The organism is Streptomyces sp. NPDC059989, from assembly GCF_042736975.1.
GTDB lineage: Bacteria > Actinomycetota > Actinomycetes > Streptomycetales > Streptomycetaceae > Streptomyces.
The window spans coordinates 68,243-80,150 of sequence record NZ_JBHWUO010000029.1; the positions used below are offsets into that span (position 1 = coordinate 68,243).

At 73.4% G+C, this 11,908-nt stretch carries 12 protein-coding genes; 4 read left to right on the forward strand and 8 right to left on the reverse strand.

Going from position 1 to position 11,908, the window contains the following annotated elements; all coding sequences use genetic code 11:
* Positions 1 to 9: 9 nt before the first annotated feature.
* A complete protein-coding gene (locus ACFWBN_RS24915) occupies positions 10 to 1,101 on the reverse strand; it encodes a WD40/YVTN/BNR-like repeat-containing protein (protein ID WP_385179141.1) in 1,092 nt (363 codons plus the stop codon).
* Between the two features lie 210 nt (positions 1,102 to 1,311).
* Between ACFWBN_RS24915 and ACFWBN_RS24920 the strand changes: the two genes are divergently transcribed.
* The 3 genes from ACFWBN_RS24920 (at position 1,312) to ACFWBN_RS24930 (ending at position 4,350) form a co-directional block, all read left to right on the forward strand.
* Positions 1,312 to 2,691, forward strand: coding sequence for a wax ester/triacylglycerol synthase family O-acyltransferase (locus ACFWBN_RS24920; protein WP_385179142.1), 1,380 nt, complete (start codon positions 1,312 to 1,314; stop codon positions 2,689 to 2,691).
* A gap of 80 nt (positions 2,692 to 2,771) precedes the next feature.
* The gene (locus ACFWBN_RS24925) at positions 2,772 to 3,881 is read left to right on the forward strand and encodes an NADH:flavin oxidoreductase/NADH oxidase (RefSeq protein ID WP_385179143.1); all 1,110 of its coding nucleotides are present in this window, start codon (positions 2,772 to 2,774) and stop codon (positions 3,879 to 3,881) included.
* Positions 3,882 to 3,990: 109 nt separating this feature from the next.
* On the forward strand, positions 3,991 to 4,350 hold the full coding sequence (locus ACFWBN_RS24930; RefSeq protein WP_385179145.1) for an ArsR/SmtB family transcription factor: 360 nt from the start codon (positions 3,991 to 3,993) through the stop codon (positions 4,348 to 4,350).
* A 185-nt stretch (positions 4,351 to 4,535) separates the two neighbouring features.
* Here ACFWBN_RS24930 and ACFWBN_RS24935 read toward each other — a convergent pair whose 3' ends face one another.
* Genes ACFWBN_RS24935 through ACFWBN_RS24945 form a run of 3 tightly spaced genes read right to left on the reverse strand, consistent with a single transcriptional unit; the run spans position 4,536 to position 7,080 of the window.
* Entirely contained in the window at positions 4,536 to 4,940 is a 405-nt protein-coding gene (locus tag ACFWBN_RS24935; RefSeq protein WP_385179147.1) for a hypothetical protein, read from the reverse strand.
* Positions 4,941 to 4,976: 36 nt separating this feature from the next.
* Entirely contained in the window at positions 4,977 to 6,335 is a 1,359-nt protein-coding gene (locus ACFWBN_RS24940) for an FAD-dependent oxidoreductase (protein ID WP_385179149.1), read from the reverse strand.
* Between the two features lie 52 nt (positions 6,336 to 6,387).
* Complete coding sequence (locus tag ACFWBN_RS24945) at positions 6,388 to 7,080, reverse strand: DUF305 domain-containing protein (protein ID WP_385179198.1); 693 nt, start codon at positions 7,078 to 7,080, stop codon at positions 6,388 to 6,390.
* Between the two features lie 83 nt (positions 7,081 to 7,163).
* Between ACFWBN_RS24945 and ACFWBN_RS24950 the strand changes: the two genes are divergently transcribed.
* Positions 7,164 to 8,648, forward strand: a complete 1,485-nt coding sequence (locus ACFWBN_RS24950) for an LVIVD repeat-containing protein (protein WP_385179151.1) — start codon at positions 7,164 to 7,166, stop codon at positions 8,646 to 8,648.
* A gap of 10 nt (positions 8,649 to 8,658) precedes the next feature.
* Here ACFWBN_RS24950 and ACFWBN_RS24955 read toward each other — a convergent pair whose 3' ends face one another.
* From ACFWBN_RS24955 to ACFWBN_RS24970, 4 genes are all read right to left on the reverse strand, one after another.
* Entirely contained in the window at positions 8,659 to 9,288 is a 630-nt protein-coding gene (locus tag ACFWBN_RS24955; RefSeq protein WP_385179153.1) for a TetR/AcrR family transcriptional regulator, read from the reverse strand.
* Positions 9,289 to 9,391: 103 nt separating this feature from the next.
* The gene (locus ACFWBN_RS24960; RefSeq protein ID WP_385179155.1) at positions 9,392 to 10,042 is read right to left on the reverse strand and encodes a phosphatase PAP2 family protein; all 651 of its coding nucleotides are present in this window, start codon (positions 10,040 to 10,042) and stop codon (positions 9,392 to 9,394) included.
* 212 nt (positions 10,043 to 10,254) lie between these two features.
* Positions 10,255 to 11,193, reverse strand: a complete 939-nt coding sequence (locus ACFWBN_RS24965) for a M56 family metallopeptidase (protein WP_385179157.1) — start codon at positions 11,191 to 11,193, stop codon at positions 10,255 to 10,257.
* A gap of 81 nt (positions 11,194 to 11,274) precedes the next feature.
* Entirely contained in the window at positions 11,275 to 11,805 is a 531-nt protein-coding gene (locus tag ACFWBN_RS24970) for a DUF5134 domain-containing protein (protein ID WP_385179159.1), read from the reverse strand.
* Positions 11,806 to 11,908 lie beyond the last annotated feature (103 nt).

The following is an 11,908-nucleotide window of genomic DNA, read 5'->3' on the forward strand; positions in this document are numbered from 1 at the left end:
TGGATCACTCTACTGGCCGATCGTCGCCGCCCGCACACACAGGACGTCCGGCAGGTGCTCGGCCAGCAGCTGCCAGCTCTCGCCGTCGTCGTGGCTGGCGTAGAGCTCGCCGTTGCGGTTGCCGAAGTAGACACCCGCCGGGTCCGCATCGTCGGTGCACAGCGCGTCCCGCAGGACCGTGCCGTAGTGGTCCCCGGCGGGCAGCCCCTTCGAGAGCGGTTCCCACGTGGCACCCGCGTCCCGGGTGCGGAAGACGCGGCAGCGGTGCTCGGCCGGGACCCGGTCGGAGTCGGCGTTGAGCGGGAAGACGTAGGCGGTGTCCGGCCGGTGGGGGTGGGCGGCCACCGCGAAGCCGAAGTCGGAGGGCAGTCCGCCGCCGATGTCCGTCCACCGCGTGCCCGCGTCGTCGCTGCGGTAGACGCCCCAGTGGTTCTGCAGGTACAGCCGGTCCGTGTCCCCGGCGTCCTGGGCGATCTTGTGCACGCACTGGCCGAACTCGGGGTGCGGATCGGGCAGGAACACCGCCGACACCCCGTCGTTGGACGGGGTCCAGCTGGCGCCGCCGTCCTTGGTCCGGAACACCCCGGCGGTGGAGACGGCCACGGTCACCGCCTCCGGGTCGCGGGGATCGGTGATCACCGTGTGCAGTCCCTCACCGCCGCCGCCCGGCTCCCACTTGGCGCGGCTCGGGTGCTCCCACAGCGGGCGGACCAGCTCGAAGGACTCGCCGCGGTCCACCGAGCGGAACAGCGCCGCGGGCTCCGTCCCCGCGTACACCACGTCCGGGGCCTCCGGGCCGGCCGGCTGGAGCTGCCAGACCCGCTCCAGCGAGGCACCGGTGTCCTTGGGGAACTTCACCGCGGCCGCGGCCGGCTCCCGCCAGGTCGCGCCGAGGTCGTCGGAGCTGAAGACTGACGGTCCCCAGTGCAGGCTGTCCGCGCCGACCAGCAGCCGGGGTGCCGGGCCCCGCCGGTCGACGGCGGCCGCGTACACGGCCTGGGCGTTGAAGTGGGGCCCGTCGAACTCCCACGGGCCGTCGGCTTGTCGGCGGCCGATGAACAATCCCTTGCGGGTCCCCACGAGCAGCAGTACGTCGGCCATGGCCGGCACCTCCGGACTTCGTCGTCCACGTGTCTCGGGCTTTTCGGCCAGTCTGCACCCACCCACTGACAGCAGCCCGGCGGGCGCTGCGGGGCTCTGAGCTGCAGATCAATACCGATCATTTACCCGCTGGAAATGCCTACTGCTTGCATCTGGATGTTCGCAATGTGTTGACTTCAGGCCACTGCCGCCGCATGCGAGAGGACCTACGTGGCCACCGAGCACCTGTCCCCGCTCGACCTCGCCTTCTGGCGGATCGAATCCGCCGCCCACCCCATGCACCTGGGCGCCCTCGCGGTCTTCACCGCCGCCGACACCGGCGCCGCCGCGGGAACCGGCACCGCCGCCGGAACCGGCGCCGCCGAGCACGCCGCCGAACTGCTCACCGCCCGCTGCGCCGCCGTGCCGGGCCTGCGCCGCCGGATCCGCGACGTCCTGCTGCCCGTCGGCGCGGCCGCCTGGTCGCCGGACCCGCACTTCGATCCGGCGCGCCACGTGTTCCTCGTACGCACGGACGCCGTCGACCCGCACGCCGCCGCGGGCCCCCTCATGGCGCGGCCGCTCGACCGGGAGCTGCCGCCCTGGGAGGCGCACGTGCTGGCCGGGCCCGACCCCGACTCCTTCGCGGTGCTGTTCAAGTTCCACCACGCCCTCGCCGACGGCCTGGGCGCCCTCGCGCTGGCCGCGTCCCTGTTCGACGAGGGCCCGGCCCTTCGGACGCCCCCGGAGCGGCCCGCCCCCGAGCGGCGCCCCGTCCCCGAGCAGCGGGCCGGCTCCGCCCTGCGCCGCCTGCCCGGCGTCCTCGCCGCCCGGGTCCAGGACGTCGGCCAGGCCCTGGAGATCGGCGCCGCCGTGGCCCGCGCCGGGCTGCCGCTCGGTGTGCCCGCGGCCCTCACCGCCGACGCCGCCGGCCGGGGAACCCGTACGGTCGCGGGCCTCGCCCTCGACCTGGACGAGGTCAACCTGGTCCGCAAGGGCGCCGGGGGCACCGTCAACGACGTACTGATCGCCCTGGTCGCGGGCGCGCTGCGGCGCTGGCTGGCCGACCGGGGCGACCCCGAGCCGCACGGCGCCGGACCGCGCGCCCTGATCCCCGTGTCCCGCCGCCGCGGCCCGGCGGGCACCTCCGGCGCCGGAAACCGGCTCTCCGGATACCTGCTCCGCCTGCCGCTCGCCGAGCCCGACCCGCTGCGCCGCCTGGCCCGCGTCCGCGTCGCCATGGACCGCAACAAGGACGCCGGACCCGCCCGCGGCGCCGGGGCCGTCGCCCTCCTCGCCGACCACGTCCACCCGCTCGGCCACCGCCTCGGCGGCCCGCTCGTCGCGCAGGCCGCCCGGCTGCTCTTCGACATCCTCGTCACCAGCGTTCCGCTGCCGGGCCTCACCTTCTCCCTGGGCGGGAGCCGGGTCCGCGAGGTCTACCCGCTCGCCCCGCTGGCCGCAGGCCAGTCCCTGGCCGTCGCGGTCTCGACCTACAAGGGGACGGTGCACTTCGGCCTGGTCGCCGACGCGTCCGCCGTCCCGGACCTGCCCGCCCTGGCGGGGGCCCTGCGCGCGGAGCTGGACGCGCTTGTACGAGAGGTCTCGTAGTACGAGAGATTTCGTAGTACGGTGTCTCTCGTACTTAGCCGCCGATCCCCGGCGCGCCCGGTGATGTCTGGAGAGCCCTGATGAGTGCCGCCCCTGCTGCCCCCGCCGCTTTCGCCGCCCTGTTCGCTCCCTACACCCTCCGCTCGGTCACGATCCCGAACCGCGTGTGGATGGCCGCGATGTGCCAGTACAGCGCCGAGGCCTTCGGCCCGAACGCGGGCGTGGCCAACGAGTGGCACGTCGCGCACTACGCCGCCCGGGCCGTCGGCGGCACCGGCCTGATCGTCCAGGAGGCCACCGCCGTCTCCCCGGACGGCCGGATCTCCCCCTACGACCTCGGCATCTGGAACGACACCCAGGTCGAGGCGCTGCGCCGGATCACCTCCTTCATCAAGGCCCAGGGCGCGGTCCCCGGCATCCAGATCGCCCACGCCGGACGCAAGGCCTCCACCGACCGGACCTGGAAGGGCGGCGCCCCGGTCGGGCCCGAGGCGCACGGCTGGCAGCCGGTCGCCCCGAGCGCCGTACCGTTCGCCGACGGGTACCCCGTACCCCACGAGCTGACGGCCGATGAGATCCGCGAGATCGTGGGCCGGTTCGCTGCCGCGGCCGAGCGCGCGCTCGCCGCGGGCTACGAGGTCGTCGAGATCCACGGCGCCCACGGCTACCTGATCGGGGAGTTCCTGTCCCCGTACAGCAACAAGCGCACCGACGAGTACGGCGGCTCCTTCGAGAACCGCACCCGCCTGGCCCTCGAAGTCGTGGACGCCGTCCGGGCGGTGTGGCCCGAGGAGCTCCCGCTCTTCTTCCGGATCTCGGCCACCGACTGGCTGGAGGCGGAAGGCTGGACGGCCGACGAGACGGTCCGGCTGGCCTCGCTCCTCCAGGAGCACGGGGTGGACCTGCTCGACGTCTCCACCGGCGGGCTCGCCCCGCACGCGAAGATCCCCGTCGGCCCCGGCTACCAGGTGCCGTTCGCCGCACGGGTCAAGGCCGAGACCAGCCTGCCGGTGGCCGCCGTCGGCCTGATCACCGATCCGGAGCAGGCCGAGAAGATCCTGGCCAACGGCGAGGCCGACGCGATCCTGCTGGGCCGCGAGCTGCTGCGCGACCCGTACTGGGCCCGCCGCGCGGCCGCCGAACTGGGCGCGGAGATCCGTACGCCCGAGCAGTACCACCGGTCCTGGTGACCCGGTGCGGCCCGGGCCGCCCTCAGGCCCGGGCCGCACCACCCCGCCGTCCTACGACGGCTCTCGTACGATGGGGACCCGAAGCAAGCCGAGCGAGTGGAGCAGGGACATGACGGAACGTGACGCGGCCCGCGCCCTCGCCCACCCCGATCCGGACGCCATCCGCCTGGAGGGCGTGCTGCACGCCCTCTCCGACCCGGTCAGGCTGTCCATCGTCCGGGACCTGGCCGGCTCCTCGGCGGAACTGGCCTGCTCGTACTTCGACCTGCCGGTCACCAAATCCACGACGACCCACCACTTCCGCGTCCTGCGCGAGAGCGGTGTCGTACGCCAGACCTACCGCGGCACCACCAAGTTCAACACCCTGCGCCGCGAGGAGCTCCAGTCCCTCTTCCCCGGGCTGCTGGACAGCGTCCTCACGGCCGCCACCGCCGAAGAGACCCGCCTCGCCGGTCAGGCCGCCCGCTAGTGCTGTGACCGGAAAGGTTCACCGGGTCGCGGCGCTCCCCCAGCTACCGCTGGGAGGTACCCCCAGGCACGGCACCTCGCCGCGTTGTCGGACCACGCAAGTACGTCCAGTACGAGCCGCGGTCCTCCGCCTTGCGATGCACCGCACCGGACGCCGCGACCCGGCAAACCTTTCCGGCCACAGCACTAGATCCGCGCGTCCAGACGGTGCAGCAGGACCCCGTCAGGGCCGAAGACGTCCATCAGGTAGCCCCTGTCCAGCGAGAGCCCTTCCTCTGCCGAGAGGTAGGAGGTGATCCGGGCGGACTGCCTGTCGAAGAGCGTGCCGTCCGAGTCCGCGTTGTGCGTGCGGACGATCAGCAGGGGCACGCCCTCCGGTCCGGACTCCCGCTGGATGCCGTACACGTCCGGGTCTCCGCCGGCGGCCCGGTAGCGCTCGGCCAGTGCGACCGCGTCCGGCGGCGCGGCGGTCGCCGTCACGGTCGGGCCGGGCGCGGCCGTCCTGCGGACCTCCTCCGTACAGCCCGACAGCAGCGCGGCGCACGCCACCACCAGTGCCACGCACGTACCCCGCCCCCAGGACGTCCCCATCGCCAACTCCCCTGATCGGTAAAGGAGTCGGTCACCCTACGCGAGGCCCGCGGCGCCCCGTAGGCCGGCCCAGTCCGGGATCTTCACCGAGCGGCGGCCCAGCGAGCGTCCCAGATCGGCCTCGGCCGCCTCGATGGCCACCCATCCCGGCCACTGCACCGGGTGCAGACCCGCCGCCTGCAGTGCGTCCAGCGGATCCCCCGGCAGCTCGCGCCGGGCCAGTGCCCCCGCGTCCTGGAGCAGCGAGGAAGCGGTCTCCTTGGCGCAGGGCCGGTTGGTGCCGATCACGCCCGTCGGGCCGCGCTTGATCCAGCCCGCCACGTACTCGCCGACCGAGGCCCGGCCGCCGCGCAGGACGCGGCCCGCCGCGTGCGGCACCGTGCCCCTGCCGGGGTCGAAGGGGAGCCCGGCCAGCGGGACGCCCTTGTACCCCACCGAGCGCAGGACCAACTGCGCGTCGATGTCCTCGTACACGCCCGTCCCGGTCACCCCGCCGCTGCCGTCCGGGGCGGTCCGCTCGAAGCGCATCCCCGTCACCCGGCCGTCGGGTCCGCCGAGGACCTCCACCGGGCGCAGGTAGAACCGCAGGTCGATGTGGCGCTCCGCGTCGCCCGGGCCCCGCTCCGCCCAGCCGCGCAGCACCTCCAGGTTGCGCCGCGCCACCGCGGGCAGCGCCGCCGCCGCGCCCGGGTCGGTGTACATGGGGTCGAGGGCCAGCTCGGCCGCGTCCGCCCGTGCGTCCACTCCCGGCAGCGTGCCCAGCTCCCGCAGTTCCTTGGTGGTGAACTTGCCCTGCGAGGGGCCGCGCCGGGCCACCATCGCCACCCGCCGCACCCCGCTGTCCGCGAGCGCGCCCAGCGCCGGCTGCGGCATGTCGGTCGGCGCGAGTTCCGCCGCGCCCCGGGCCAGGATCCGTGTCACGTCCACCGCGACGTTGCCCGCCCCGACCACCACCGCCGAGTCCACCCCGGGCAGGTCGAAGGTCTCGCCCACGGCGTCGGGGTGCCCGCTGTACCAGGACACGAAGGCCGTCGCGGAGTGCACCCCGGCCAGCTCCTCGCCCGGGATCCCCAGCAGCCGGTCCCGCGCCGCGCCCACGCAGTAGATCACCGCGTGGTACAGCTCCAGCAGCCGCTCCGTGGGCAGCAGCTCCCCGCCGACCTCGACGTTCCCGAGGAAGCGGATCCGCTCGTCCTCCAGCACGGTGCGCAGACTGCCCTGCAGCGACTTGATCTTCTCGTGGTCGGGGGCGACCCCGTACCGCACGAGCCCGTACGGCGCCGGCAGCCGGTCCAGCACGTCGACCCGCACTCCGGGCACCTCGCGCTGCTGGACCAGTGTCTGGGCCGCGTAGACCCCGCTGGGGCCCGATCCGACGACGGCGATACGAAGCACGGCGGAGCTCCTCCCGCAGGTGTTCCCAGCATGACACCGGCTCCGGCGGCCGTCAGCCCATCGCGCGCATCCGGTGGATCTCGGCGGTCTGCGTCGCCACGACCTCGTTGGCCATTTCCTCGACCATCACGTTGTTGCCGTCGGCCAGCGCAGCGCCGGCCATCTTGAGCGCACCCTCGTGGTGGGCGATCATCAGCTTCAGGAAGAGCCGGTCGAAGTCGGTGCCCTTGGCGTCCGCCAGCTCCTTGAGCTGCTGCTCCGTCGCCATGCCCGGCATCGCGCCGTGGTCGTGCCCGCCGGATCCGGCGGGCGGCGCCGGATGGCGGGCCAGCCACTTCTCCATCGCCCCGATCTCGGGCTGCTGGGCGGCCGTGATCCGCTCCGCGACCCGCTTGACCCCCTCCGCCGAGGCCCGGTCGGGGGCGAGCGCGCTCATCGTCAGGGCCTGCCGGTGATGTTCGATCATGTGCCGCGTGTAGGTGTGGTCGGCCGCGTTGGGAGTGTCGTCGGGCTTTTCCCTGGCGGCCTGCTCCGGGGTGAGGCTGCGCGCCTCCTCGCCCGGTCTCCCGGGCGCGATAACCGCTGCCCGCCCGTCCTTCCCGCGGTCCGCCCCGCTGTCCGTGTCGCAAGCGGCGAGGGCGAGCAGGAGGCCGGCGACCGCGGCCGCGCCGGTGCATCGACGAAGCCGCGTTGCCCAGGGAGTGTGGCGTCCCGAGGCCTTGTGGCGCCGGGGGGCTTTTGCCATGTCCATGAAGAGGAAGATACTGCCGGGGTCCTGGTTCTGTTCCCACCCTGAACGGAACCGATCGGACTCCCTTGGGAGGCAACATGACCTCGTTGCACACCACAAGAGCGCGGAACAGGAGTCTGGGCGTGGCCGCCGCGGCGGCCGGGCTGCTCACCACACTCCTGGCGGCCGGGCCGGCCGCCGCCACCCCGGACCCGGGTGACCTGTTACCCGGGCGCGGCGATCAGCAGAGCGCAGGACTCCTCCAAGGCAGGGAACTCGCCCCCGGCGAGATACCCGGCCAGGACGAGATCGTGCACAGCGCCAACATCAAACCCCTGGCCAACATCCCCAGCACCGATCCGGACGGCATCAACTCCGACCTGGCCTTCCAGGGCCGGTACGCCTTCGCGGGCAGCTACAGCGGGTTCACGATCTACGACATCGCCAATCCGAAGGCACCGAAGACCGTCACCCAGGTGCTCTGCCCCGGCGGTCAGAACGACATCTCCGTCTACGGCGACCTGCTCTTCCTCTCCACCGACTCCTCGCGCAGCGACGACTCCTGCAACAGCGTCTCGCAGCCCGCGACGGAGAAGTCCTCGTGGGAGGGCATCAAGATCTTCGACATCAAGGACAAGAAGAACCCCAAGTACATCAAGTCCGTGGAGACCGCCTGCGGTTCCCACACCCACACCCTGGTGCCGGACGGCCGGGACATCTACGTCTACGTCGCCTCGTACTCCCCGAGCGAGGCCTTCCCCGACTGCAAGCCGCCGCACGACGGCATCTCGGTGGTGAAGGTCCCGAAGAAGGCGCCGACGAAGGCCGCGGTCGTCGCCTTCCCGATCCTCTTCCCGGACGGCGGCAACCCGGGCGGGCCCACCAACCCGGGCGTCTCCAAGACCACCGGCTGCCACGACATCACCGTGCTGCCGTCGAAGAACCTGGCCGCCGGCGCCTGCATGGGCGACGGCATCCTCTTCGACATCAGCAAGCCCGAGCAGCCGCGGGTCATCGACCGGGTGCAGGACAATGTGAACTTCGCGTTCTGGCACTCGGCCACCTTCAACGAGCGTGCGAACAAGGTGGTGTTCACCGACGAACTCGGCGGCGGTGGCGGCGCCACCTGCAACGAGGCGACCGGTCCCAACCGGGGCGCCGACGGGATCTACGACATCACCGGCAGGGGGGACCAGCGCAAGCTGGCCTTCCGCAGCTACTTCAAGATCCCGCGCCACCAGGCCGACACGGAGAACTGCGTGGCCCACAACGGCTCGCTGATCCCGGTCGGCGGCGGCCGCGACATCATGGTCCAGGCCTGGTACCAGGGCGGCGTCTCCGTCTGGGACTTCACCGACTCCGCCGCACCCAAGGAGATCGGCTACTTCGAGCGCGGCCCGCTCACCACGGATCAACTCGGACTCGGCGGGTCCTGGTCGGCCTACTACTACAACGGGCACATCTACTCGAACGACATCGTCAAGGGCCTCGACGTGCTGCGGCTCGACGACTGGCGCACCGAGAGCGCCAAGTGGGTGTGGCTGGACCGGCTCAACGTGCAGAGCCAGCCCGAGTACCACTGACGCCAGGGCGCTAGGGGTGTGAGGGAAACGTTCCGGCGGGCGGTCCGCCGGGCGGCGGGACGCCGAGCTCCCAGTCGAGCCCGTAGCGCTGGAACAGCTCGGCCCGCAGCCGCGCCGCCGGCATTGGCGCGCCCGGCAGCAGGACGGCCACCACGGCGCCCATCAGCAGGGCCCGCAGGAGCGGATAGTCGGCGTCCACGTCCGGCGAGCCGTACCGCGTGACGGTGTCCCGCAACAGCTCGGCGAGCCGCTGCTGTTCGGGACACTGCACGAATCCCTCGGCCGTGAGGATGCCCGCCATGTGGGTCCGCATCAGCAGCGGCTCGTCGCGGGCCAGCCCGAGGATCGCGTCCACCGCCCGCGCGAGCCGCTCGCGCCCGTCGTCGCTGCGCGGCTCGCGCTCCAGGGCCGCCTCCAGGGTGAGGTGCATCAACCGGTGCACCGCGGACTGGAGCAACTGCCGCTTGCCCGGGAAGTAGTACGAGACCAGGCCGCGGGCCGCGCCCGCCCGGTCGGCGATGTCGCCGAGCGTCGTGGCTTCGAAGCCGCGCTCGGCGACGAGCTCGACCGTGGCCTGGAGCAGCCGCTCCCGGGAACGTCTGCGCAATTCTTCATTGACCGATGCGCTGCGCGGGGACATGCTTACTCCTGCGTTGACTGGCTCGGAGCCAATATACTCAGCGCGCGGGGCCGCCTGCTCTGGGTGACACGGGGGATCGCCCAGGGCAGGCACACCCACACCACTATGGTCCGGCGGATCCGGACCCGTGCCGCGGGCCGGGCCAGGACGTCGCCAGAGCCACCAGGACCACGCCCAGCAGCCAGCCCGCGACCACGTCCGACGGCCAGTGCACCCCGAGGTAGACCCGGGTGAAGCCGACCCCGAGCACGGACACCGCCGCCGCGGTCCAGGCGGCCGCCGCGGCCCACCGCGGGGCCGGCCGGGGGAGCAGCCACAGGAGCAGCCCGCACACCACGGTCGCCGTCAGGGCGTGGCCCGACGGATAGGCCGCGTAGTCCGCCGAATCCACCGGATCAGGCCACACCGGCCGCGCCCGCCCCACCAGCGCCTTCAGCCCCTGCTGCACCGCCGTGGCCACCACCACCGCCAGTACCACCCGCAGCGCCCGCTCCCGCTGCCCGCGCCACCAGAGCAGGCCGCAGGCGAGGACGGCCAGGGCCCTCATGGCCCACGGGTCCCACAGCCAGTCGGACAGGATCCGCATGGTGTGGGTGACCCCGGGATGGGCGACGGCATGGGCGTGAAGATCCCGGGCGACCTGGTCGTCGTACGAGAGGAGCGGCCGCCACCCCGCCACCACCAGCGCCGTCAGGACGGCCGCGAGCAGCGCACAGCCGAGACCCGCCCACCGCACGACATGATCGCTCCGCATACGGGGGATCCTCGCACCGGCCGGGCGCGGCCGGGCGCGGACACCCCCCCAGGCCGTCTCTTTCGGATCTTGCCTGACCCGCGCCGCCCGGCACCGCACCTCGCCGCGTTGTCGAGGCACCCGAGGACGTCCAGTAATCGGGAGCCTCTCCGCCTTGCGATGCACGGCACCGGACGACGCGGGCTGAACCGGCAAGATCCGAAAGAGACGGCCTAGGCGAGGGCGCTCAGCCCCGGTACGAAGGCCACCAGCAGTGGTACCGCGGGGACCAGCGTGGCCAGCGCCGTCAGCCGCAGCCTGCGGGCCGCCGGCAGCCGGGGCGCGGCCGAGAGCAGCCGCCGCACCCGCTGCGGGACGTGCGCCTGCGGGTGCGAGCAGGGCCCGAACACCCCGCGGTCCTCGTTCAGCCCGACCAGGGCCAGCGCGATCGTCAGCCGCCCGTACCGCCGCGAGGCCACGTCGTCGGCGGCCAGCTCGACGAGCCGGTGCATCTCCGCCTCGAAGGCCGCGAAGACCGGCACCTGCGGGAACCCTCCGGCCAGCGCCCGCGAGCAGTGCAGCAGCCAGTCGTGCCGGGCCGCCGCGTGCCCCTGCTCGTGGGCCAGCACGGCATCGAGCTGACTGCCCTTCAGCCGGCCCAGCGCCGCCGTCGTGACCACCAGCTGCGGGGCCGCCCCCGGCAGCCACCACGATGCGGGCCGCCGGCCCTCCAGTACGACGAGCCGCGCGCCCGTGGGGTCCTCCCCGGGCAGCAGCGGGGCCCGCTCCCGCAGCTCGGCGCTCCGGGCGCGGCGTCCCGCCCGGGTCCGCAGCACCTCGCGGGCCAGCAGCGCCGCGGTCCACAGCGCACCGCCCGCCAGGGCGAGGGCCGTGCCCGCCGCCCAGGGACCGCCGGAAGCGCCCATGGCGTACGCGTCGACCACCCCGTGCGGGGCGGCGGCGAACAGCCGGCCCCGTACCGCCTGCCAGGCGGCCGCCGCGCTCAGCAGCATCGACAGCCCGAGGCACAGGAGCACCGCACCCACCACGCACTGCCACACCCACAGGGCGACGACCGGTTCGCGCTCGGGCCATTGGGCCCGGGCCAGCAGACGGGGGGCGAGCACCGCGGTCAGGGCGCCGAGCATCAGGAGAGCGGCGGGGACCATCATGGCCGCCAGCCTATGAGCGCGGGGCTACCTGCGGGTACGGCCTCGCGGGATTGGTGACGCAGGACACGTCGGCCCGCGCCGTCACATGGTGAGCAGCATCGCCAACATCCCGATTCCCATGGCCAGTCGGCAGGCGCGGGTCAGCTCGCCGGAGCCGCCCCGCGCGCCTGGGGACGGCTGGGTGACGGAGCCGCCGGCCGTCACCAGCCGCGCCCCGCCGAGGACCACGTATCCGGCGTAGTAGAGGAGCAGCAGCCCGGTCAGCAGCGGCAGTCCGGCCTCGTGCCCGTGGCCGGAACCCGAGGCCGCCACCAGGGACATGTAGACCATCGTCAGCGAGCCCACCAGGTGGTGCGCGTGGTGCGCCCCGCCCCGCAGCAGCCACACGGCGTGCAGGGCCGCGCCGCAGAAGACCACCCCCAGCGCGGGAGCCTGCCATCCGCCGGCGCCCCAGAGGGGCACCGCCATCAGCGCCATGCCGAACCCCATCACGGCCTCACCGGCCGCCCCGCCGCCCGCTCTGCGTACCTGCCGCAGGCAGTACGCGCCGCTCACCGCGCACAGCAGCACGAGCAGCCAGGAGGAGACGGAGGAGGAGAGCGAGGGGGACATGGCGGAACCGTGCACGGCGGAACCTCCCGGTTCGTCGGCGTCACGGGAAGAGATGCCCCTCTCACACGGCGCTCACGCGGCCCCGGGTTAGGCTCTCCTTGCC